This is a genomic window from Virgibacillus alimentarius (assembly GCF_017874635.1).
GTDB classification, from domain to species: domain Bacteria; phylum Bacillota; class Bacilli; order Bacillales; family Amphibacillaceae; genus Virgibacillus_B; species Virgibacillus_B alimentarius.
In genome coordinates this window covers 1-24,646 of the sequence record NZ_JAGIKX010000039.1, presented here as the reverse complement: position 1 = coordinate 24,646, position 24,646 = coordinate 1, and the positions used below count along the sequence as shown (strand labels likewise).

Annotated in this window: 20 protein-coding genes, 2 tRNA genes, 1 rRNA gene and 2 pseudogenes; 5 read left to right on the top strand and 20 right to left on the bottom strand. The window is 37.2% G+C overall.

Translation table 11 applies throughout. The annotated features are described in order from the left end of the window. Positions 1-202: 202 nt before the first annotated feature. From J2Z81_RS14060 to J2Z81_RS14045, 4 genes are all read right to left on the bottom strand, one after another. A complete protein-coding gene (locus tag J2Z81_RS14060) occupies positions 203-1,690 on the bottom strand; it encodes a sodium:solute symporter family protein (RefSeq protein ID WP_226371617.1) in 1,488 nt (495 codons plus the stop codon). A gap of 3 nt (positions 1,691-1,693) precedes the next feature. Beyond that, positions 1,694-1,954: a hypothetical protein gene (locus tag J2Z81_RS14055; protein ID WP_038221284.1), complete on the bottom strand. Its 261-nt coding sequence runs from the start codon at positions 1,952-1,954 to the stop codon at positions 1,694-1,696. A gap of 72 nt (positions 1,955-2,026) precedes the next feature. Next, positions 2,027-2,932 (bottom strand): hydroxymethylglutaryl-CoA lyase, encoded by a 906-nt coding sequence (locus J2Z81_RS14050; RefSeq protein WP_198020947.1) that lies wholly within the window; start codon positions 2,930-2,932, stop codon positions 2,027-2,029. A gap of 14 nt (positions 2,933-2,946) precedes the next feature. After that, on the bottom strand, positions 2,947-4,143 hold the full coding sequence (locus tag J2Z81_RS14045) for a CaiB/BaiF CoA transferase family protein (RefSeq protein ID WP_029270766.1): 1,197 nt from the start codon (positions 4,141-4,143) through the stop codon (positions 2,947-2,949). A gap of 443 nt (positions 4,144-4,586) precedes the next feature. Between J2Z81_RS14045 and J2Z81_RS14040 the strand changes: the two genes are divergently transcribed. Then, positions 4,587-5,255: a GntR family transcriptional regulator gene (locus J2Z81_RS14040; protein ID WP_029270764.1), complete on the top strand. Its 669-nt coding sequence runs from the start codon at positions 4,587-4,589 to the stop codon at positions 5,253-5,255. A 484-nt stretch (positions 5,256-5,739) separates the two neighbouring features. Here the strand turns inward: J2Z81_RS14040 and J2Z81_RS14035 are convergent, their stop codons facing one another. From J2Z81_RS14035 to J2Z81_RS14000, 8 genes are all read right to left on the bottom strand, one after another. Continuing rightward, positions 5,740-5,964 carry a hypothetical protein gene (locus J2Z81_RS14035; protein WP_226371616.1) on the bottom strand — a complete coding sequence of 75 codons (225 nt, stop codon included), beginning with the start codon at positions 5,962-5,964 and terminating at the stop codon, positions 5,740-5,742. Between the two features lie 106 nt (positions 5,965-6,070). Next, positions 6,071-6,598, bottom strand: coding sequence for a hypothetical protein (locus tag J2Z81_RS14030; protein WP_226371615.1), 528 nt, complete (start codon positions 6,596-6,598; stop codon positions 6,071-6,073). Positions 6,599-7,297: 699 nt separating this feature from the next. After that, the gene (locus tag J2Z81_RS14025; RefSeq protein WP_226371614.1) at positions 7,298-8,917 is read right to left on the bottom strand and encodes a long-chain fatty acid--CoA ligase; all 1,620 of its coding nucleotides are present in this window, start codon (positions 8,915-8,917) and stop codon (positions 7,298-7,300) included. A gap of 209 nt (positions 8,918-9,126) precedes the next feature. After that, positions 9,127-10,263 (bottom strand): CaiB/BaiF CoA transferase family protein, encoded by a 1,137-nt coding sequence (locus J2Z81_RS14020; protein ID WP_029270756.1) that lies wholly within the window; start codon positions 10,261-10,263, stop codon positions 9,127-9,129. Between the two features lie 180 nt (positions 10,264-10,443). Next, on the bottom strand, positions 10,444-10,581 hold the full coding sequence (locus tag J2Z81_RS14015) for a hypothetical protein (protein ID WP_318842392.1): 138 nt from the start codon (positions 10,579-10,581) through the stop codon (positions 10,444-10,446). Between the two features lie 270 nt (positions 10,582-10,851). Beyond that, a complete protein-coding gene (locus tag J2Z81_RS14010; protein WP_029270754.1) occupies positions 10,852-12,078 on the bottom strand; it encodes a DUF819 family protein in 1,227 nt (408 codons plus the stop codon). 275 nt (positions 12,079-12,353) lie between these two features. After that, complete coding sequence (locus tag J2Z81_RS14005; RefSeq protein ID WP_029270752.1) at positions 12,354-13,190, bottom strand: MBL fold metallo-hydrolase; 837 nt, start codon at positions 13,188-13,190, stop codon at positions 12,354-12,356. Between the two features lie 224 nt (positions 13,191-13,414). Then, positions 13,415-15,061 (bottom strand): alpha-keto acid decarboxylase family protein, encoded by a 1,647-nt coding sequence (locus tag J2Z81_RS14000; RefSeq protein ID WP_029270750.1) that lies wholly within the window; start codon positions 15,059-15,061, stop codon positions 13,415-13,417. Positions 15,062-15,199: 138 nt separating this feature from the next. Between J2Z81_RS14000 and J2Z81_RS13995 the strand changes: the two genes are divergently transcribed. Together J2Z81_RS13995 and J2Z81_RS13990 are read left to right on the top strand one after the other, a co-directional pair. Next, entirely contained in the window at positions 15,200-15,661 is a 462-nt protein-coding gene (locus J2Z81_RS13995; RefSeq protein ID WP_029270748.1) for a MarR family winged helix-turn-helix transcriptional regulator, read from the top strand. A 282-nt stretch (positions 15,662-15,943) separates the two neighbouring features. Beyond that, positions 15,944-17,509, top strand: coding sequence for an AMP-binding protein (locus J2Z81_RS13990; protein WP_029270746.1), 1,566 nt, complete (start codon positions 15,944-15,946; stop codon positions 17,507-17,509). 217 nt (positions 17,510-17,726) lie between these two features. Here the strand turns inward: J2Z81_RS13990 and J2Z81_RS13985 are convergent, their stop codons facing one another. Both J2Z81_RS13985 and J2Z81_RS13980 read right to left on the bottom strand, forming a co-directional pair. Beyond that, a complete protein-coding gene (locus tag J2Z81_RS13985; RefSeq protein WP_029270744.1) occupies positions 17,727-18,911 on the bottom strand; it encodes a flagellin N-terminal helical domain-containing protein in 1,185 nt (394 codons plus the stop codon). A gap of 160 nt (positions 18,912-19,071) precedes the next feature. Further along, entirely contained in the window at positions 19,072-20,118 is a 1,047-nt protein-coding gene (locus tag J2Z81_RS13980; protein WP_226371613.1) for a flagellin N-terminal helical domain-containing protein, read from the bottom strand. 1,122 nt (positions 20,119-21,240) lie between these two features. Here J2Z81_RS13980 and J2Z81_RS13975 point away from each other — a divergent pair. Both J2Z81_RS13975 and J2Z81_RS13970 read left to right on the top strand, forming a co-directional pair. Continuing rightward, positions 21,241-21,405: a hypothetical protein gene (locus J2Z81_RS13975; protein WP_156947742.1), complete on the top strand. Its 165-nt coding sequence runs from the start codon at positions 21,241-21,243 to the stop codon at positions 21,403-21,405. Next, positions 21,402-21,545 (top strand): hypothetical protein, encoded by a 144-nt coding sequence (locus J2Z81_RS13970; protein ID WP_198020946.1) that lies wholly within the window; start codon positions 21,402-21,404, stop codon positions 21,543-21,545. The genes J2Z81_RS13975 and J2Z81_RS13970 overlap by 4 nt, the downstream gene beginning before the upstream one ends. 142 nt (positions 21,546-21,687) lie before the next feature. Here J2Z81_RS13970 and J2Z81_RS16095 read toward each other — a convergent pair. The 6 genes and pseudogenes from J2Z81_RS16095 to rrf form a co-directional block, all read right to left on the bottom strand. Then, positions 21,688-22,231, bottom strand: a pseudogene (locus J2Z81_RS16095) (bifunctional transcriptional activator/DNA repair enzyme AdaA). Further along, positions 22,206-23,137: pseudogene (locus J2Z81_RS13955) on the bottom strand (APC family permease); the annotation flags it as partial. The pseudogenes J2Z81_RS13955 and J2Z81_RS16095, both read right to left, overlap by 26 nt. 511 nt (positions 23,138-23,648) lie before the next feature. Then, positions 23,649-23,993 carry an ASCH domain-containing protein gene (locus tag J2Z81_RS13950; RefSeq protein ID WP_029270736.1) on the bottom strand — a complete coding sequence of 115 codons (345 nt, stop codon included), beginning with the start codon at positions 23,991-23,993 and terminating at the stop codon, positions 23,649-23,651. A gap of 378 nt (positions 23,994-24,371) precedes the next feature. Beyond that, positions 24,372-24,444: transfer RNA gene (locus J2Z81_RS13945), tRNA-Thr, on the bottom strand. A gap of 6 nt (positions 24,445-24,450) precedes the next feature. Further along, positions 24,451-24,525 (bottom strand) — tRNA-Asn (locus J2Z81_RS13940). Positions 24,526-24,551: 26 nt separating this feature from the next. Next, positions 24,552-24,646 (bottom strand): 5S ribosomal RNA (rrf, locus tag J2Z81_RS13935); the annotation flags it as partial.

The window sequence follows — 24,646 nt, the reverse complement described above, 5'->3', positions numbered from 1 at the left end:
AAGCAAAATTGACTGGACTGAGTCCGGTCGAATACCGAACTCAATCCAGCCAATCAGCTGCATAATAAAAACTCTAACTTTTAGGGGTCGCCACTAAATAATTTATGAAGGACGCTTTTTCTATTTGATTCATAATCTATCATTTTAGTAATTTTAATTGTTGGCACTAACTTTATTTAAAATTCGTCTTCTCTCTTCCTATCTATATTCCAATTACTTGTTTTGCTTCATTTTCCTCCGTCACACTGACAGACATAACCAAGCTCCCGACAACACTAATACCCGTGTTAAGCAGAAGGCCCCATAACCCATTGGATACACCTAATACAGATATGTCAAAAATTGTCACAATGGATGCAACTAATGTACCGACAGCCATTCCTGTAAAGACTGCTTTGGTATGAAGGCGATTCCAGTACAGACCAAGAATGAGCCCTGGAGCGATCTGAATCAGCAATTCAAACTTCAGTATGAAGATTTGATAAATCGTTGCCGGCGGAAACCACGCTATTAAAATAAGGATACCTACTGCAACTACTCCTGCTAATTTACCAACTAATAATTTTTTATGCTGGGAAGCTTCCGGATTGATATAACTTCCATATAAATCATTTGAAACAATCGAAGAGAAAGTCAATAATACAGAGTCAGCAGTAGATACGATTGCCGCAATAACTCCACCAAACAGCAGAACCATTGCCCAATAGAAAATAACATTTTTACTTGCTATTGTACTAGCCATCATACCAACCAGCTGTTCAGATTCCTCTGTAGATAAACCCGGAAAGGCATTAATACCGATAATTCCAATAATGAACACTACTCCTGAAGTTATAAAAGGCATCCACGCCATTCTACTGAAGGAACGTTTTAGTGTCCGCTCACTTTTAGCAGAAAATATCCGCTGAATAGCATGAGGATAAATAGCTGCTCCAATTCCTATTAAAATAAGCATACTAAACCAATTCACCACACCCAACCCATCAGGAATTCCCAGTTTTTCCGGAGAATATGCCTGCATATAATCTGCAGATGTAGGAAGCCCGCCAAAGTAGATAATGGAGCCAATCAGGAGCATGAAGACACCGAAAAGTAAGGCGATTCCCTGCATGGTGTCAGTATAGGCTACAGAGCGCATGCCTCCTAGCCACCCATAAATTACCATAATAATAACAAAAAAGATCACACCTACCTGATATGGAATTGTTCCTCCTGTCAATCCGGAAACACCTTGTCCAATAGCGATCAATTGTTCCAATAGGTAATTACCAAGTCCATAAAGCATGAGCAGAGATGCTAAAATTGTAACAGCCTTGGATTTAAAGCGTTTTTCAAACCACTGGGACGGGGTAATTAAATTATATTTTTTCCCAAGCTTGTAAAGGCGTGGTGCAAATAAAAGGTAGGCCATGATAATCATAATGAAAAAAGGAACAGATACTAAGTATTCGAAGCCTTGCCTGTAGGCAGAAGGCGGATAACCGACAACCGTATTTCCACTATATTGTGTTGCAAAAAAAGTGAAAAATAATACCATAACGCCAAGTCCCCGACCACCGAGATAGTACTCGTCCAGACTTTCATGGATATTCCTATTTTTTAAATAGGTAAAGAGACCAACCCCGAGCATAAGCAAACCATACACCACAAGGATTAAAATACCCGACCAGCCAGAGAATGCCAAATCCATACGTTACCTCACTCCTTTCGTTTCATTTTTTTCATCTTCCTCATTTTCTTCTTCCATCATCCAATGATTTTTGATGACGTAAGACAAAAATGCAGATAATAACATAGAGGCAATAATAATAATCACTGCCCAAAGCGGTATTCCATAGATCAGAATTTCACCGAAGCTTTTTGGGAAATACCAAGGGGTGATTAACGCCAAAAGGATACCGAATACAATCCATATTCTCTTATTCTTAATTGGTTCTTTTTGCTGTCCGCTCATTCGTATCCCTCCTTTATCGACATAATATTCAGATATTAGATGCAAAAAATTACTATCTATGAATCAACTCTTTTACACTGGATGCAAATCTGTTATTTTACCGGCTTTAATAATTTGCCCCGGAACTTGATGCCCTACTATGTTTTCCAAGTTCCTAGACAGGTGAATGAATTGGTCAAGATTTGCATTTACATGATAACCCATGAAGGTGAGCATATGGATAAGATCCTCTGTACATATATTCCCAGTAGCGCCAGGTGCAAAAGGACAACCTCCTAAGCCTCCTAATGAAGCATCAAATATGTTGACACCCGCATGTATACCTCCCAGTACATTTGCAAGCCCCATTCCCCGCGTATTGTGGAAATGTAAAGTCAACTGTAAATCCGGCCAGTGACCCAAAACCTTCCTGCATAGGTGGTAGACCTGTTTTGGCGTGGCCATACCGGTTGTATCAGCAAGCGTGATCCCATTTGCCCCCATATCCAAACACGAATCAATCCATTTCATGACATTATCTTCAGGAATGCTTCCCTCAAATGGACAGCCAAACGCAGTGGCAAGTGTTCCATTGATTTTAATATTCGTGCCTGAGAGGAATGTTATAACATCCTGGAAACTAGAAAAGGATTCCTTCACTGTTTTCCTTACATTCTTGAGATTATGTGTTTCACTCACAGAAGCAACAAGGTTCACTTCATCAACTTTGCACATTGCAGCACGCTCTGCTCCTTTCAAATTTGGAACCAGCGCCGTATAGCTAACATCCTCTATTCGTTTAATCCCTCGCATAACTTCTTCCGCATCGCTTAAATTGGGCACAGCTTTTGGTGACACGAAAGAAGTAACTTCAATTTTGTCTACTCCAGCAGTGCTCAGTTCATTGATTAAATTTACTTTTTGCTCGGTAGCTACAAATTGTTTTTCTATTTGTAATCCATCCCGCGCAACAACTTCCTGGATATAGATATGCTTCATCATCCTTCACCTCCCTATATAATCCCTTTTTCCTTCAGCTGAGCGATTTTTTCTTTATCATAGGCAAGCCAATTCTTCATCACTTCATCGGTATGATCTCCAAGATCAGGACCAAGCCATTTTGTTTTGCCAGGAGTTTCACTCATCTTCGGAATAATTCCGGGAATTTTGAGTGATTCGTTTTTGTTTAGTTGAAAGCTCTCAATCATCCCTCTGTATAGGTAATGAGGGTCTTTCATAATATCTTCAATACTATAAATAGGACCTGCAGGAACTTTTGCTTCATCAAGCACATGTAATGCGGTTTCAAAGTCAACTGTCTTTGTCCAGTCTTCAATGACTTCATCAAGATAGTCCGCGTGGGCAGCTCGGCTGCTATTCGATTGAAAACGTTTATCTTCCCCCAATTCCTGTCTCCCGATTGCCTCCATTAACCGTCTAAAAATTCCATCTCCGTTTCCTCCAATAACAATATATTTTCCATCTTTACACTGATATGTATTCGAAGGGGCAATACCAGGCAATGCGGATCCGGTCCGTTCCCGAACAACGCCAAACTTATCGAATTCAGGAACCGCTCCCTCTAGTAAACTGAAAACTGCCTCATACAGGGCAACATCGATCACTTGTCCTTTTCTTGTTCCCTGCACGTCACGATGGTAAAGAGCCATCATTACTCCAATCACAGAATACATAGCAGCAACAGAATCCCCAAGACTTATCCCAACCCTTGTCGGTGGAAGATCGGGATATCCGGTAAGGTTCCGTAATCCGCCAATCGACTCACCAACACTGCCAAAACCTGGTTTATCCCGATAAGGTCCAGTTTGCCCATAACCGGAAACCCGTACCATGATTAGACCGGGACTAAACGCAGATAACTCCTCATATCCAAGATTCCATTTCTCCAAAGTGCCTGGCCTGAAATTTTCAATAAGCACATCACATTCTTTGACGAGCGATTTTATAATCTTTTGCCCTTCCTCACTTTTTAAATTAACGGTAATCGATTTTTTATTCCTGGATTGCAGGCGCCACCACAATGAGGTCCCTTCGTAAATATGACGCCAATCACGCAGTGGATCCCCTTTTCCAGGAGGTTCGACTTTAATGACATCGGCTCCAAATTCCGCCAGCAATCTTCCGGCAAATGGACCAGCAATCAAACTTCCTAGTTCCAATACTTTTACTCCTTCTAAGCTTTGAACCATACTAGACACTCCTTTTCTGACGACACGATTGAATTGAAATATAATAGAGTATAATTCTATTTTATTTAGTTTTTTCGGAAAACTTTTAGAGTTACATAAAAATTTGTGGGTTAGAGATACCTTTCAGCAATAGACTATGAACTATACGGAAAAATGAACAAGGCGAAACCCGACTATGAATGATTCGACAGAAAGCATGTATATTCCCTATGTTAAAAAGAACAACAATCTTGCTAAAGAGGATTTATGAAAAGTCACCCCTAATATTAAACTAAATTTTCTGTATGTTTTGTCTCATAGTATCAGTTTGTATACAAAAATACAATTTTTTTTAAAATTAAGTTTCAATTTGGGTGTAAAACCTATTATTGTATACAATGACACATTTAATATTGTTGCTCCGATTTGATTCGGATACAATAGTGAAGAGGTGTTGACAAAAAATGAATCCGTATACATATATCAAACAGGCAATCTTGCATGGAGAGTTTCCTCCCAAAATGCGCCTTACCGAGGAATTTTTAGCAAATCAATTGCATATCAGTCGTACGCCAATTCGCGAGGCACTAAAACAACTCGAATCTGAAGGGCTAATTGTCCCTCTGAAAAGAGGAGTACGAGTCCGTCATTTCACTAAGAAAGATATCCAGCAAATATATGATTTGCGTACACTTTTAGAAGGCTATGCCGCCGCGCAAGCATCCTTGCATCGCAAGAATAAGGATATACAGGATATGGAGGAAGCAAACGAAAAGTATAAAAAGGCAATTGATCGTTATTTTCAAACCGGAAAAACTAGGATTGAAGATATTTTGCATCTTAACCATCAATTTCATGACTGTGTTATAAAAGCTTCACAAAATCAGCACATTTATTCTCATATCTCAAAGGTAGTCGTGCTACCATTAATTTTCCGTTCTTTTTATTGGTTTAACGAGGACCAAATGAGGAATTCATTGGACGTCCACAAAATAATCCTAAAAGCAATTAAGGAACAGGATATGGAACGTGCACGGGTGGCTATGCATGAGCATATATACCATGGCAGAGATCAGGTTTTACCACATATAGATAGTATTGAAAAAGAGTATAAAGCTGGTAAAAAAAATTAATTGAAGGAACATAATAAAAGAGGATACTAAAGAGAATTATCAAATGATAATCCATATATTTTTTATCCCACGCTTTTAATAACGAATGAATTCACCAAAGGATTTACTGACCTAGATCTCCATCATACAAAAAATATGACGCTATTCTAAAGAACAGCGTCATTATTACGTTTAATAGTATAAAATATAAATAGTTCACTTTGGAGGAGTTCTTATATGATCTTAAATAACCAAATTTTTCATGTGTAAAGGACCCTCCCCCCCTTAAGATAAAAAGATAATAATATTTCAGAAAAAGTGCCTTGTTAATCTGAGAAGACTGTATCCCCTTTCAGGATTAATCAAAATTCTTGGAACAGCCTAAACAGTAAACTTCTATTGCTCGTTTTAAATTTACTAGTTATTGGATTCTATGACTTGTGTATGTATTACGGAATATTTCATTAAACTTTAGGACTTCTTTTCTTGTCCACACCGGAATGTTTTATTCGCCATTAGATTTACGCTGATAAACCGCTTCATAAAAATGGATTGTGTCAGTATTTTGAAATTCATATGTTTTATCTTTATCTATATTAAAGTGTTTAAAAGAACGATCCGTTCGTTGAATAGGTCTGATACACTCCCAACCCTGATCTTCCTTTTCCCGACATAGCTCTACTAACTTCCTAAGATTCTTGTGACGTAATCTACTTATTGGTCTATTCATCTAGTCCCTCCGTAAATTTATTTTTCCGTTCCATTTCAAAACCCAATCATCTAATTACAAGGCTTGTAAAACTTTTTTATTGCCTGCTTCTTTTTCTTTATAAAACCTACTTATTTAACGGCCTTTTAGCATTCAATGGTGTCGTAATCGCCTCTTCAATTGTCATTCCCTTTTTGTTTATTCTATAGTACAAACTGTGGTAACTGAGCATCACGCCATTTGCATGTGCTTTTTTTAGTAAGCTGTTGTAATAACCTTGATTACGGAGTGGCTTTGTGGCTGCTTTTTCATAGCTCCACCCAAAACTATAAATTCTTTTTTTAAAAGTGCCTTCACTTATTCCATTCTGCTTTGCTACTTCCTTCCATTTCACCATGTCGTATCTTTTAGGTGATGGGAGAGTGGCGGCCTTTTCATAACTCCAATTATACTTATATATTCTTGCATTAAATGTACTTTGTGTTATTCCGTTTTCTTCTGCTATCTTCAGCCAATTCATGCGTTTACTAGACTTTACAGGTGGTTCTGTCATAGCACGTCCTTTATCCCACTTGAGTGTTTTTATTCTCGAATAAAGAGTATTTCTATGTATACCATTCCTCTCCGCTTTTAAAATATCTTCTGGTGTTATCAATCTTCTCTTCTCCTTCTAATACTTCAGTACCTGCAGCTTCCGATAAACGCTAACAATCATATTGCACACGATTATTAAATCCTTCCACTGCACCAACTGATTTTTAATAACTCACTAACCCATTCCCTAATTTTGGAAAAATAACCATGTTATGAATATTAAAGACCTATATTTTTAATTTTTTATTGGATATATAGTATTGATGCGAATGGTTTATTAATTCAATAGGAAGGTTAAGAAATAATAAAGGATAAATGTTTATCAAACAGGTCGGAATGTAATGTATGGACTCTGTTAGTCATGAACCATGGGTATACTCGACTACACTTTTCAATAAGAATAAAACTTTGGAATACCAGTTCGAATTGAATAGGAACGGTATTGAAGAAAAAATGGAGACTGCTAACCTACCATAATCGGGCTCTTATACCTTGGATAATACGAGAAACGTTCAAAACTTATTCATGATCTATTACACTTTATTATGTCTAATAAGACCAAAAAGTAAACAGCACCCTATCAACAGATGGGTGCATGTTTTAGTGTGGCAGAAGTGCATATACTTGATAAGGATAATTACAAGCGGTATGACCGTTTGTTATCATATGTTCAACTATATAACCATCATTTTTGATACAGAAAAGAAGAGGTTTAATTTTTTCGCGTATTATTGTCGACTCTATACAAATAACTATACTATCACGATTGCAAGGACATATAGTCTTTCACTTGATCCCTTAATGCTTTTTTCATAAACTTCCCTACAGATGTCTTTGGTATTTCTTCCATAAAAAGAACTTCATCAGGTAGCCACCATTTAGCGAACTGTGGTTCTAAATATTTGATGATATCATTTTTGGAAACAACATTCTGATATCCATCCTTTAATACCACACAAGCAACTGGTCTCTCCTGCCATTTTGGGTGGGGTACGGAGACAACTGCTGCCTCAAACACAGCTTCATGTGCCATCAGTGCATTTTCTAAATCAACGGATGAAATCCATTCTCCACCACTTTTTACTAAATCTTTTGTCCGATCAACAATCTTGACAAATCCCTCTTCATCAACTGTCACAACGTCGCCGGTGTATAACCATCCATCACGGAAAGCTTCGGAACTTCGATCATCTTTATAATACTCATCTGCTATCCAAGGGCCTCTAATTAGGAGTTCACCCATGTCTTTTCCATCAGGTTTTACCTCGCCATTTTCATTAATTACCTTAATATCAATACCAGGTACAACTACACCCTGCTTGGAACGTAACTCCAATTTTTCTTCTTCAGGCAGATCTTTTTGATGGCTTTTCAATCTAGAAAGTATAACCAGTGGTGTCGTTTCTGTCATGCCATACGCATGGATAAATGGAATTTCATATTTCGTTTCGAACATCCGTATCATACCTTTTGGTGCTGCAGCTCCGCCACATATAACCCTTTGCAAACTACTGGTATTGTAGTCTTTTTTTTCAAGTTCATTTAACAATCCTAGCCAAATCGTTGGAACTCCGGCTGTTACTGTCACTTGCTTTGATTCTATTAAATGAGCTAGAACTTCCGGTGTTGGCATTGGACCTGGAAGTACTTGCGTCGACCCCATCCATGTAGCGGCAAAAGGCACCCCCCATGCATTCACGTGAAACATTGGCACAACTGGCATGCAGACATCAGATTCGGAAACAGCTGCTGTATCTGCAAGACTGAGTGCTATGCTATGCAGTACAAGACCGCGGTGAGAATATAGAACCCCTTTTGGTTTCCCGGTTGTACCTGATGTATAACATAGACCGGCGGGATCCTCTTCAGCCGTATCACCTGAAAATGCATAGGTTTCATCTGCCTCAGCAATTAGGGTTTCGTAAGAATAAAGCGGTGTTAGACCCGATTCAGGTAATACATCCTCGTCTGTCATGACAATTATTGCTTCCACTGTTTTCAATTGGCCTTTCATTTTTTCAAACATTGGGAGCAAATCAGAATCGACAAGCAAAACCTTATCTTCAGCATGATTAATAATATAACTGACATGCTCCGCTGATAAACGAATATTAATTGTATGCAAAACTGCACCCATAGATGGTATGGCAAAATACGCTTCTAAATGCCGATGATGATTCCACGCAAAAGTTCCTACCCGATCCCCCTTCTTCACCCCAAGTGATTCAAGTGCACTCGCCAGTGATCTGGTCCTCGCTCCCATTTCTTTATAAGTAAATCGCTGTATGCCTCCTAAAGTACGCGAAATGATCTCCTTCTTCGGAAAGTACCTTTCAGCCCTCTCCACCAAAGAAACTAATGTTAACGGTGTATTCATCATAATCAATTTCCCCTTTCTTCTATTTGATTTTGATAAGGTCTTTCCTTTTGTCAATACTTCTCGAAGTCGGTATTTTCAGTACTTTACTGGTGTTTTTTTACAATGAAAAGTTCTTTTCCTCAACTATTCTAGCGGAAACTTCTATTTTAGTAGGGCTTTTACCTTCTAATGTCTATTATTATTTTGTGATGGAACATTCTGAAATTTATTCATTTAAATACCTCGCTATTTTTGATAATTTCTTCTGTATGCTCCCCTAATTTTGGGGCTTGTTTTTGAATTTTACCAGGTGTTTTCGATAATTTAATGGGGATTCCAATTTGCTTCATGGAGCCTAATGTCGCATGTTTTACTGTTTGGATCATTTCTCGTGCAATAACTTGAGGATCATTCACCATTTCATCAAATGAATGTACTGGTGAAACGCAGGCGTCAATTTCTGAAAAAATGGCAAGCCATACGGATAGTGTTTTTTTGGAAATAATCATTTGTATTTCATATTTTAATCGGTATTGTTCCTGTAATGGAGCATCTAAAAGCGGGATAAAATCACTTCTTTCGATCGCATGACAAAATACTTTCCAAAACTTTGGCTCCAGTGCCCCGACAGAAAGCCAGCGCCCATCTTTTGTTTCATAAACTGCATAAGCAGCAAGTCCTCCTGATAGCATTTGTTCACCACGGTTTTCCGGTATGTTCGTAGATAAATAGTTTGGGAGTGTTGTCTGTAACCAAGATATCACACCATCCATCATAGCTATATCGACAAACTGTCCTTCTCCCGACTTTTCTCGTTCGAATAAGGCTAGTAAAATGCCTACTGCAGCTGGAAGTGCACCTCCTCCAATGTCAGCTATTTGCGTGGCAGGGATAATCGGCTTTCCATCTTTTTCTCCCATTAGATTCAGCAATCCAGCATAACTAAGAAAATTAATATCATGACCAGCTTTTTCAGCATACGGTCCAATTTGTCCATAACCTGTCACTGCACAATAAACTAATTTAGGATTGGCACTTTTAAGTTTATCGTAATCCAATCCCAGCCGCTCCATAGCCCCAGGGCGGAACGATTCCACAACAACATCTGCATTTGCTGCCATTCTTAAAAAATCAGCTTTTCCTTGTTGCGACTTTAAATTTAAACAAACACTTTTTTTATTCCGATTGAGCGAGTGAAAAAAGGTACTGTCCTCACCCGATTTCGGCTCGTATGCCCTGGCATAATCACCCACTTTCGGATCTTCCACTTTAATAACTTCTGCACCAAAATCTGCAAGCAACATGGTACAGTACGGTCCCGGTAATAGACGCGTTAGATCGAGAACACGAATTGATTGTAATGGCAAAGTTAATCCCCTCTTTCAATAATAAATTTATAAAATGCTAATCTTTCTAAAACAGTTGCATTAGCCATCCCATGCCCTCACACATCGGCTACAGTCCATAATGGCCGCCAGTTCATGCATTATCGTTACCAGCAGACGAGCTCCACTTGAGAAGCCCCCCATAATGACATCTTCTATTAACTAAGGAGAGATTCCAGGTCGTTTGACTAATTCTTCCAATGGTTTCACTGCTAGTTCCTCTACGCACATCCCACTTAAAAACCCGTTTCGTTTTCCTACAGGCGCCCGAACGGCCTTCACAATTACAGATTCACGCATATCCCCCTCCTTTCCTCCGTTAGTTGTAAGCCCTTACAATTATACTCATACTACTATATACTTCGCAGGCCCAGTAATACCCTCCCTTTTTTGATCGATTCAACCAAATTATTTCGATTTTACATTTTTAAATACCGAGTAAACTTTCAAAAAATTATATGGATAGAGTGGTACTAGTTGAGATTTATCGTTATCACATGCATCATTTCTAGTAACTGTAATAGCAGCCCATGTATACATCAGCAATAGGCCCCCCCAACCCTGCTTATTCTACATCATCGTTCCAAACCATAAGCCAAGCGTTGTACCTATATAGTTACCGATGATATAACCAATTGTTCCTACAACTAAAATTGGACCAATCAAGTTTTTCCACCCTTTAGCTATCGCCATCGCTGCAGCCGTTGTCGGACCACCAATATTTGCATTACTCACAAGCAAGATATCCTCTAAATTGTACTTCAATAGCTTACCGGCGGATAGGGAAATAATCATGTTTATCAATACAATAATAGCAACAAAGACTAATAATAGAGGTGCATTTTGTACGATCAAAGGAATGGATGCTGGTATACCAATTACAACAAAGAATAGATAAATCAAAAATGTTCCTATTTCTTGGCTGCCATTAATCGATTCAAAGTACTTCGGAAACAATGCAAGTGCTATAAAAGTAAATGTTGTCAATACTAAATAATTATCGCCAAACAATCCATTTAGTAAATTAAAGAAAAATGATACATCTTCCCCACTAGGAATAATCGCTCCAAACCATTCAGCAACTTTAAAAGCTATAATAACGAGCAGGAATGCTGTTCCAACAGATAAAGCGATATCTTTTAGTGAAATTTCCTTTTTACCCCAGTACTCTTCCGCCAATGTCCGCCCTCCATTTGCACCTTCTGTCCTCTCAACTTCTAATACATGGGGATGATTATAGCGTTTTCTAAAAAATGATAAGCCAGGAATAATCATAAGTACGACAAAATAGAGTGCCATTAATAAGTTATCAGCAACTACCGTAGCCGATACCATTTCACCTGGAGCTTCAAATTTTGCTGCCATTGCTGCTAGGTTTACTCCTCCACCAACATAGGAACCACTCATGATGCCACCAATTTTATCCAGGAAAGGGATGCTATCTTTTAATAAAAAGAAACTAGTAATGGTTCCTGCCACCGTACCTATTGAACTAATTAAAAAGATAATAAGCATTTTTCCACTTTCTTGCCCTACCTTTTTAAAATTCACATGGAATAATAACAAAGGGATAGCCAGCGGAATGATAAAGGCCCATACAGCATCATATACCGGCGACTCAGTCGGAATTATTCCTGTGTTCGATAAAATGATTGCCCCGACCAAAGCAACAATTGCACCTGATAAACGTGCTGCCCACTTAAATCTTTGCTCTAAATAAATACTTATTGCAGCCCATACGGTAATTATCCCCCATAACGTAATTAAATCATCTGACTTAATTAGCGCGCTCTCCATATAGATCCATCCTTTAAATATAATTTTATATATTGATATGCATTATCATCATTCATTAAAACGTTTTAATTTACTTCCCTACACTATGTTTCGACTGAGGATGTGACAAGAACAAACATTCGATTATTAGTAATGAGCATGTTCCAAACAATGAACCCAACTAAAGAAGGAGTTCATCTGGTTTGACACTCAAAAATCTTGCTGACTCGTATACTCGATTTTTCAAAAACAGAACAAAGTACAATCTTATACCACAAAGCATACAAATAGGAATATTAAATCGTTTGTTTTGGAGGTGTTCCTTTATAATCTTGAATAACCGAATTTATAATGTGCAAAGAATCCCATTCCCCTGAAGATAAAAAGATGATGGGATATTTTTTTGGAAAAAAGGTCTTTTTAATTTGAGAAGGGGATAACCCATCTTCATAGAGTTTAAGAATTTTCCCTTGAAGATCCAACAAATATTCCAGCTTCCTTTCTAAAGCAGCGCGCCCATCCCTTAAATAGCCAGCATGGCAACAAAAAACATCCTCAAAATCATAAGTTAATACTTTTTTTAAGGAGTCAATGATGGTTGGTATACTTTCTTCACGTAAAATGACCTTTGTCTTTTCCTGACAATACAAATCCCCGGTAAAAAGCTGACCAGTTTCACGATTTAAAAACGCCAAATGATCAATAGCATGACCAGGTGTTTCAATCACGTCCCATGTTGCATTACGAGATGAAAAGGTTTTTCCAATTGTATTCGCATGAAAAGGATTTCGCTTTCCCCAAAATAATTTTCGATACATTGGATAATCTGCCTTCTTTTTACAATAATCAAGCTTAATATCATTCATATAAACAGGCAACTGCAACTCCTTTTGTAAAAAAGATGCACCACCTGTATGATCTTCATGGAAATGTGTTATAACTACTTGATCTAAATCCTGTTTGTTAAAAAACGACTTAAATTCCTTTTCCAGAGACTTTGCGCCTGTGTCTATTAAAACGCCGTCTACGACAAAGCAATAAACATTTAATTTTATCCCTTTAAAAGCTACCGTACCGTTTCCCATTTGAACCCCATTTTTCATTTGTTGTTGGAAATCCCTCTTTAATAACATAAATTAAATCTCCTCATAACTTTCTATTTAGTATATTTTAACACATAATGAATGAATATTCATAAAATTTCATTGAAAATATAGTTTATTTTGAATTTTCATAGACGACAGAAGGATATATGGAATGCACATGTCGTACAAATGTTAAAAAACATGCACCCACTGCTGACAGGGTGCATGTTTACTTCCTCATTCTTATTATTTATCGTATTCGTTAAACATCCTTATTTATTTTGAGCTGCAAATGCTTTGCTGACTCCTTTAAGTGTATCAGGAGCATCTAAAACCTCCATCTTCACCTCTATAAAATGCATTTTATTTGGCTCTTCATTGATTTTATTGAAAACATCGACAAGATCTTTTTCTGTTTCCACAAGATGTGTTTTCACTTCATCTTCCGCACCAAAGGCACTTGGTAACGCACAATAATTCCACATCTTAATATCATTATATTTCGCATCTGCCCCATGAATCATACGCTCAACTGTATAACCATCATTATTAATACAGAAAATAATAGGCTTCAAGTTTTCACGAATCATTGTTGATAATGTCTGAACAGTTAGCTGAAGTGATCCATCTCCGATTAATAAGATATTACGACGCTTTTCATCAGCGAGTTGCGTACCAAGTAAAGCACCTAGTGTATAGCCAATAGATCCCCATAAAGGTTGGCCGATAAATGTGGTGTTTTTAGGTAAACTCATTGTATATCCGCCGAAGAATGACGTACCTTGTTCAGCTAAAATAACATCATAAGGCTTTAAAAACTGATTCATTAATTTAAAGTAATTATTTTGTGTAAGTTTTCTATCGCTTGGTGTGAAATCAACATTTGATTTATGTGTTTCAAAAGCTGTATTATTTTTAAAATCAATGTGCTTATTAAGTGCATCTAGACTTTCAAGAAGCGGAATACCTTCGATTACAATGTCATTATCACGATATAGACGGTGATTAATAACAATCATATCTTCCTCATTAAAACCATGACTAAAACCTGATGTAGCGGAGTCTGTCAATTTAGCTCCTAAGTTCAAAATGAGGTCACTTTCATCCACATAATTTCTGACATACTCCTCGGAAACAGATCCTGCATACATTCCAAGGTAGTTTTTATGCGTTTCATCAAAAGCGCTTTTTCCTAAAGATAATTGCGCAACAGGAATTTTCGTTTGTTCACTAAATGTTTGTAATGCCTGATGGGCCTTGAAACTATTGATTTCATGTCCAGTTATAATAACTGGCTGTTTTGATTCGTTTAATCGAGCTTGCACGGTTTTAAGTACTGTATCCAAAGCATCTTTATGACGTGATTCAATTAAAGACACTTGCTGATCTACTGAGGTTAGAGGCATTGCCGCAACATCAATTGGCAAATGAATATGAACTGGACGCTTTTCACTTAATGCCACTTGAATCACTCTTGGAATTTCTTCCTGTGCATTAGCTTGCGTAATATAAGCCTGTGCACAAGTGATCGGCTTAAATACTTTACGAAAGTCATCATAGTTCCCTTCACCTAAGGTATGGTGTACATACTTATGCCCTCTTTCTACTACGGTTGTAGGAGCTCCCGTAATTGCAATTACCGGCACACGCTCAGCATAAGCTCCCGCAATACCGTTCACCGTACTTAATTCACCCACGCCAAATGTTGTCACAAGTGCGCCGATTCCTTTCACACGAGCATAGCCATCAGCTGCATAGCTAGCGTTTAGCTCGTTTGTATTCCCAATCCACTCCACATAAGGGTGTTCCATAATGGTGTCCAGAAATGTTAAGTTAAAATCCCCCGGTACACCAAATATTTTATCGACACCCGCTTTATTTATTTCATCTATTAAAAAATGTCCAACTGTATAATTCATGTTGTATAACCTCCTTAACTAATCCACATATGCATTATAATCCTTTACCGGATATAGGTCAACTAACTTGACCTATATTGTAATTTTGACCTGCTTCTTATATAATTAAGAAAATTGATTTATTGAAAAGGTGATCACATGACCGATCAAAATGATTATAGTCTGATATTGTTTCACTTTGCTTATAAAACATTTATTAATACAGCAGATGAGATTATTGAAAAACATGGTATGAGTAGACAGCACCACCGCTTTTTATTTTATATATCCAAAATGCCGGGTATCTCTGTGAAAGAGTTGCTAGACTTTCTTGAAATCACCAAGCAGGGGTCACATCGCACGTTGAGTAAATTAAAAGAAGAGAGTTTAATCGAAGAAGCGCAATCAAAACAAGATAAACGTGTAAAAAATCTTTATGCAACTAAAAAGGGTGAGGAACTCGTCAAAGTTCTAAATAAAGAACAAAACAAAATGTTAGCAAATATCCTTAATACAGTGGGAACGGACTGGTTTAAAGTGATGGAGGCTTATGCCAATCAAAGAGAGGGGTTTAAGTCGATTAAGGCGAAGTATCAACTGCAGCATGAGGAAGATTTGTAGAGGTAATAGAGTATAAAAAAATATGCTCATGGACAAATAAAGAGGATAACTTTTAAAATGTAGAATTAGGATGCCTTTATAAAGCAGACACACTTCGAATGGAGTTTTTAATCCATTGGAACCTTACTTTCTTGAATACAGTCAATGTGAAGACTGCAGATGGACAAATATGGAATTTAAGCTTGAATATTCAGATGGATCAGTTATAATAACAAATGAAAGCGCATTCACAACCTGGTACAATTTATGAATGGGTCTTCATTCAATGATAGGGGGATATAAATGTATAACGTACAGCAGATGATTTTTAGTGATCCAGTTAAATTAAATGCGACTCGTTATAGTGAAAAGAAAGCAGTTACCTTTAAAGGAAAGAGTTTTACGTATCGTGAATTTAATAACCGAATTAATCAATTAGGACACGCTTTACAAGACCTTGGAATTAAAAAAGGAGATAAAGTTGCATTTATGTTGTTTAATTGCAATCAATTGATGGAGGCAATTTTCGCTTGCAGTAAAATTGGTGCTGTTTTTGTTCCAATAAATTCACGTTTCATCGAACGGGAAATAAAGCATGTTCTTGATGACTCTAATGCCATCGCCTTTATTTTTGATGTTCGCTTTGCATCAGAAGTAGCCAAAGTTAAAACAACAATGCATACGACCAAGCACTTAATTAGTTTAGGTGAAGCAAAAGAGTTAACCCCTATAGAATACGAAAACTGGATTAAAACGAACCCCATAGCCGAGCCATTTCCAAATGAACATTTAAATGAGCATGATACGATATGCTTTCTATATACTGGAGGAACGACAGGATTACCGAAAGGAGCTGTACGTTCTCATCGAAGTTTATATCTAGTCGCATTATTATTTAGCATTGAGTTTAATATTAATCGACAAGGCAAAGGATTAGTTGCCGGACCGTTATACGGTGCAGCAGCCCTTTCGATTTCATTACCTAACTTTTTTGTCGGAAATACCGTTCATATTTTAGAAAAATTTCATCCATTAGAAGTATTAAAAGCAATAGAAGAAGAAAAAACAACAACGGCATTTTTAGCACCACCGATGTTTGAAGCTATTTTTGCATTACCAAAAGATATGCAAAATCAATACGATGTATCATCAATGAAAACGCTTGTTTCTGTAGGTGCACCACTACAAAAATCCACGAAAGAAAAAATATTAACATACTTTAAAGATGCTGACCTTAATGAATTTTATGGAGCTTCAGAGCACGGAGGATCTACAAATTTATTCCCTGAATATCAACGTGATAAAACGAGCTCCGTAGGTTTACCAATGCTTGGAATGGAAGTGAAATTACTAAATGATCTAGGAGAAGAAATTATTCCAGGAGAGGTTGGGGAGTTTTTTGTCAAAGGTCTTACGCTTTGTGATGAATATTATAGAAATCCTAAAGCAACTGCCCATGCCTTTAAAGGTGAATGGCTCGGTTTAGGGGATATGGGGAAAAGAGATGAAGAAGGATTTTACTACATTGTTGATCGTAAGCAAGATATGATTTTATCAGGCGCAATTAACGTGTATCCTGCTGAGATTGAAAGTGTTTTATTTGAACACCCTAAAGTTGCTGAAGTGGCTGTTATAGGTATTCCTCATGAGAAGTGGGGAGAAACGCCAGTTGCACTTGTCGTTTTACGCGATGGTGAAACAGCAAATGAAAAAGATATATTAGATTTTTGCCAAGGAAAACTTGCTAAATATAAAATTCCTCATGCTGTAGATTTTGTGACCGAATTACCACGGAGTTTACAAGGAAAAGTACTTAAATATCAACTACGAGAAAAATATGCAAATACATTTTCAAAGGAAAATCATTAGAAGTAATTTTGCAAAAAGGAGACCTACACATACAGCTATGTGTAGGTCTCCTTTTTACTGTAAAAATATTTAATGACTGTTATTTCACCTTCATTTGACAATTGAACCGCATGAAATCAAATTTCTAAACCTTGATTTCATGCGGTTTTATTTTCACAATTTGTACTAAAATCAATTAGTTTCCCTTATGTCCCAATCTCCTTGAAATGATATAAAGTTAACGTAACAATTGCAATACGCCTTGTGGTTGTTGATTTGCTTGAGCAAGCATTGATTGAGCTGCTTGAGAAAGGATGTTGTTTTTCGTAAACTCCATCATTTCTTTAGCCATATCAACGTCACGAATACGTGATTCTGCAGCAGTTAAGTTTTCTGCAGAGGTACCTAGGTTGTTAATTGTATGATCTAGACGGTTTTGTACAGCACCTAGCTTAGAGCGTTCCGCTGAAACAGTGTCAATAGCTGTTTGAATTGTTGTGATTGCTTCATCTGCCTTTTCTTGGGTTGAAATATTAATACCTTTATTAGGATCAACAGTGCTCGATTCATTTGATATAGCAACATCTCCACCTGTTAAATCCTTTGTACCTCCAATGGCATCAGTAGCAGTCACATTTGTGGCGAGTTTAGCACTTAAACCTTCAACACTATTAATTGCATCAAGAACATCCTGATGAGTGGTCGTAATCTCACCTGTAGATGTACCACTTCCATCTGCCTGTGCCATTGTAATTGTCAATTTTTGTGATCCTATTGTGTCGTCAAATTGTGAATCAAATGCAACAGCTCCATCATTGTCCTCGCTAAGAGCCTTAAACTCAATTGTAACCTTTTCTCCACGTTCATTAGTCACAGTATAATTAGTGGCAATATCTGTACCATTCAATACTTTACCAGCAACGCCAAGGGCTTCCGCACTCATGGCATCAATATCAATATTTAAATCTTGCCCCTCATTTGCTCCAACGTGGAAGGTTGCTTCAAATTTACCATCAAGTAATTTTTGTGTGTTAAATTCTGTATCTGCTGAAATATCATTTAAGGCATTTGCTAGTTGAGTTACTTCTTTTTGTAATTCTTTACGGTCATCATCCGTATTTGTATCGTTCGAACTTTGTACAGCTAGTTCTCGCATTCTTTGAAGAATTGCATGCGATTCATTCAAAGCTCCTTCTGCAGTTTGGATTAACGAAATACCATCTTGGGCGTTTTTAGACGCCATTTCGAGACCTCTAATTTGTCCACGCATTTTTTCAGAGATTGCTAGACCTGCAGCATCATCTCCTGCTTTGTTGATTTGAAGGCCTGATGATAGCTTCTCTAATGAACCCTGTACTGCGTTGTTATTACCCGATAGTTGGCGGTGAGTATTTAATGCCGCAATGTTATGATTGATAATCATTTTTCCTTACCTCCGTGTTTGTTTATTTTACTAGCAAGACCTATCCTTGTGACTTGCTAAAGCAAATTCTCTATTAGGGATTATTACTCTTAATTTCTCGATATTACTTAACTAGGAAGCTCTAGCCACCTTCTACAGTTCCTTCTATTTAATAATCAATTTACCGAAGTAACTGAAGTACGCCTTGTGGCTGTTGATTCGCTTGAGCCAACATAGCTTGAGCTGCCTGAGAAAGGATGTTGTTCTTCGTGAATTCCATCATCTCTTTAGCCATATCAACGTCACGAATACGAGATTCTGCAGCTGTTAGGTTTTCTGCAGAAGTTCCTAGGTTATTAATAGTATGGTCTAGCCGATTTTGAACAGCTCCTAATTTAGAACGTTCAGCGGAAACTGAATCAATTGCTGTTTGAATAGTCGTAATGGCTTTATCAGCTTTTGGTTGAGAGGAAATATCAATTCCTGCTTTAACTGTTTGCTTTGCAGTTATTTTCGAATCTCCTTCATGAATTGCAGTAGCTCCACCTTTAACAACAAAACCATCATTAGAATCGTTGCTTTCTAAATCATTCAATCGATAATAACCGTCTGTCACAAACACTGCTACTGTATTTCCAGCTTCATTTTGTAGAACAGAAGAGCTAACATCACTAGCTCCATCATGTGTTACCTTTACTGAATCTTGTGCAGTTAATGTTTCCTCTACACCTAAATTAAATGCACTCATATCATTGATTGAAATTGATAGATCTTGTCCTTCATTTGCCCCAACATGGAAAGTGGCTTTAAAATTGCCATCCAGCAACTTTTGTGTGTTAAATTCTGTGTCAGCAGAAATATCATTTAAGGCATTTGCTAACTGATCGAGCTCTTTTTGCAATTCTGCACGATCTGAATCAGTATTAGTATCGTTAGAACTTTGAACTGCTAACTCTCGCATACGTTGTAGGATCGAATGGGTTTCATTTAAAGCACCCTCTGCAGTTTGGATTAAAGAAATACCGTCTTGAGCATTCTTTTGAGCCATTTCAAGACCTCTGATTTGTCCACGCATTTTTTCGGATATTGCCAAGCCCGCAGCATCGTCTCCAGCTTTGTTGATCTTCAGACCTGATGAAAGTTTTTCTAATGAATTCTGTACTGCACTGTTGTTACCAGATAATTGGCGGTGTGTGTTCAACGCCGCAATGTTGTGATTGATAATCATATTCAATCTACCTCCGTGTTTGTTATTTTACTAGCAAGACCTATCCTTTTGAAATGCTAGTTTTATAATATCTCCCAGATTAGGAGTTATTACCGTTATTAATATCCCCACGCACAATTTTGAATTCCTGTGGAGCTATGATTGGGTGTTTGAGGGCATTTTTTGTATTTCTCTCAGCTTTAATCACTTCAATTTCAATTTTTCTACCGTATTCATCTATATTTACACCTTTTCCCCTAGTTTTCTTGCTAATGTTAATGCTATGGTATACATCCTTCCTGATGATTCATTACTTATATCGGCAGGAAAATAAATTATTAAAATGTTTTTATAAAAATTTATCTCAAAGCAAGTACAAACACTTTGATTTTCCCCATGGCCTACTTTCCCAAGTATATTTGCATGTGAAAATGGAGCCACATCGTAATTTAAATTTGAGCCAATTTTTTTAATTATTTTTAATCTAGGCTTTCGATAAGAGGCTCCATTCCTATTAAAACATGTAATTCGTGCGTTAAACGACCCGTTTAATCTGCTATTAATTTCCGTTTGATGAACAAAAAATGCTTCATTTTTTGGACTTTATAAAAGATGAATATGATATTTTTCATTTATGATCTTGTACCCTACACAGGTATGAGAAAAGGTGTAATATTAGGTTTGAAATGGTCTCATATTGATTTTATTTACAACAAGATGCGAATTTTATGTGTACTCTATTTAAAGCCATATGTTAGAAGAAATAAAAAAAGCCCTTACTCCAAAATGAGCAAAAGCCTTACATAACAATATATTCGTACCAACTAGCAACAGAATGAAATCATAGAAACCAATAATTTTAACCTTTCAACACAAAACAATGAAAAATTCAAATAAGCAAACAGAAGCAAATAAAAAATGGCAGGAAAAAAATAAAGAACGGGCTAAGTATTTAAGTTACCGTTCCCGCACAAGAAGCTTTATAAGAAATCAAGCTATACATGAGGATATAAAAGAGTTAAAATCATTAATACAAGAGCGTGAAATTTTTTTAAGAAACGAATCACAATAATTTTTAAATCCATCATATAGAAAGTTATGTTAGTGTAATAACAAGGAAGGAACAAAATAAATGATACTATTATGGATGTTATAAATGATGTAGCAAAAACAGTAAATGTAGACGTGTCGCAAAAAACAAAAAAATATATTGGAGATGAAATATTTATGACAGATGAGTGGACAACAGGAATGAATAAAATAGCTGGAATGCTGTATGAAATTATTGGAAAGGAGAATTCACTATGAGTTTAAAATCAACCATATACAAAATGCTTCGCATATCCAACGACATCAACGCTATTAAAAAAGGAAAAGTAACGAGAAGGATTGGCAGACGTGCTGCCGGGAAAGCTACTGGGAAATTGTTTAAAAAAATATTTGGTTGATCCTGACACAGCTTGAGGACTAAATAACATGTATAAAGATGATTAAACAGGATAAACTAATAAAACTTCTCCTTCAAATTACATAGGCCTACTTACTGCGGTAGGCTTTTTTTACTTTGCTCTGTAATCGCCCTATTCAATTCTAATAAGCCGACGGTGTGACATATTGAGCTTGAAATTGACTTGGTGTAAGCCCGGTACACCGTTTAAATGCATAGTAAAAACTCGATATACTCCTACTTGATAACCAATTTCTGTGTTATTTAAAGTGGTAGTTAAAAGAAGTTCTTTTGCTTTTTGAACCCTGACCTTTTCCAAATACATACGAGGCGTATCCCCTGTTCTGCCTTTAAAATGCCGATTTAAATGAAAACGACTGACTCCTACCATGGATGCCAATTCATCCAAAAGCATTTTTTGGCCATAATGATTTTCGATGATCTACATCGTATCTTCCATAACTGATTTGAATGGATCATAAGGTATTGAGCTCAAATCAGGTCGACATCTCTTACAAGGGCGATAACCTGCTTTTGAGCCTCGGCTGCACTTAAAAAGAACGATACATTTTCACGCTTAGGGACCCTAGACTTACAAGAAGGTCGGCAAAAAATGCCCGTTGTCTTAACTGCATAAAAAAATAATCCATCATATGCAGAATTACAAGAAATTGCTACTTCCCTCATGAGATTTTAACCCCCTCTTGTAAGAAAAAAACTTCTTACCAAAATCATATAAATTGCATATAACGCAGCCATAACCAACGGAACAACAACATATAACTAAAAAAACGGAAGCACGAGTAAACACAAAACGAAGGACACGAGCGATGTCCACCATGCCATGGTGTTTTTCCTAAACAATTTAACGCCTGCTGCCATTGAAAGAACATAAACAAGAATGCCCAGTGAAGTTGGTATAAATAAAATATCATCGAACGTCAGTGACAAAGCCTTTGTCACTAAAACACCTATTACCGAAAAACAGATTACAAACAATACCATTCGTCTCGGAATTCGAGTCGTTTCATGTAGTCTTGAAAAAAACTTTGGAAAGGCACCAACCCTGCTTAAAGAATATCCTAATTGTGCTAGGCTGGCGACATAAGCGTTTGATGTCCCCGTGCAAATGATTAATGCTAAAATAGCTGTAACAACTTTAACGCCTGCACCCACTGCTTCTCCCATTATAACACCGATAGGAGAAAGGTTGCCTTCTTTACTGCCATACGTAGCCGTTCCGACAGTAACAATACTTAGCGCCAAAAAAAGTACACCAATGATAACTACACTAACCACGGCCCCCTTGACAATATCTTTTTCTGGCATCTTAAATTTATTAGCCAAACTACAAATTGCTTCCCATCCGACAAACGACCAAAAGATAACCGTCATGGCACTTCCAATGGAAAACCAGCCATTTGGAACAAAAGGAATAAAATTCCCCCATTGTATATTAGGTAACGATACAAATACGGCTAACAGTAAAAGAATAAGTAAAAAAGCACTTAAAATCAATGCCATTTTACCGCTGACATCTACACCATAATAATTTGAAACACCTGCAATCACCAAAATAAAGACAGCAAGCAATTAACCAAGATCAAATAGGTTACAAACTGCTAATAGAAGCTTACTATAAAGCAAAAGGACAAAAACTAGATGCTGACTTAACATTGCAGCATCGAGTAGGAGGATAATCATTAATTGATTATCCGACCTCTCACACCACCGTACTTACGGATCCGTATACGGCGGTTTAATTTTATTCTATACATGAAACGAGACCTCCCCAGTTAAGGTGCGAACTCTTTCCCTCCATCTATCTGCCATATATACACCACATGATGTTTGTAGCTATTGGGCTTCAGCTTCTTTAGCAGCCTTATCCGCATGTGTTGCCTCATATATGATTTCTGTTCGTCAGACCAGAGGTTTGCCTTGAGCTTCCTTCAGATTCCATATCACTATGGACACCCTTGCTTTTGGCTATGTGCTTACCGCTACATGGTTGCACTCGGGACTTTCACCCTTTTTAGTTCGCCCATGCTGGGCGAACTAAAAAGGGCTTTATTAGCCCTCTAAAATAAACTAATGTATTCTTTTATACATTAACAGGTGAATATTCATGTACCCAAACTCGCATTTTAGGCACCCAACGCAGTCCAGGGTGGATGTTTAAAATAAACTGTTTATATTCTTCCAAACTAGCATAGCCTTCTTGTCTTGCGTCTTCCTCAGTGACCTCTCCAAGATACTGAGGATACACTGAATCAATTTTAAATTTCTTATCTTCTAAAGTCATAACCTCTCCAATATAAGCATAAACACCATTTCTGCGTGTAGCTGTCTTCTTTCCTTGAATAACTTTTTCTACATCTTTAGGGATTGTTACAAGCCTTTCTATTGTACATGTTTTTTCTGGTAATAAGTTTTTATAATTTTCCATGAGTTTTATGACCTCCAATAAAAAGATAGTAGCTTTATTATAACATCAATCATATTATAAATTTTAAACAAGCAATCTTTATTCTTTGAAAAAAGGTTCTAAGTCAAATGTTGGGGGGGGGAGCAGCTAATGCTCACTCCTAATTTATGCGACTCTGATCATTTATATATTTATATTGATAATGTAATAATACCCTTAACCGAAAGCGATCAAATCGACTTGTTGTTTGATCTAAACAAAGTTTAACAAAATTAGGAGCTTGCGTGTTTTATTTATCTGAATTTTCCCGAAATCCCAACATATATTTTAGAGCCAAAATAAAAATCACGATTGCCGACAAATTGCCAACAATCGCGTAATATCAAGGTTTATATAGAGAGCTTCCAACAGGATTTGAACCTGCGACCCCTTCCTTACCATGGAAGTGCTCTACCGACTGAGCTATGGAAGCATAAAATGGCTCCACAGGTAGGATTCGAACCTACGACCGATCGGTTAACAGCCGATTGCTCTACCGCTGAGCTACTGTGGAATTAATAAATTTGTATAAAAAAATAAGCCTGGCGGCGTCCTACTCTCACGGAGGCAAAGCCTCAACTACCATCGGCGCTGGAGAGCTTAACTACTGTGTTCGGTATGGGAACAGGTGTGAC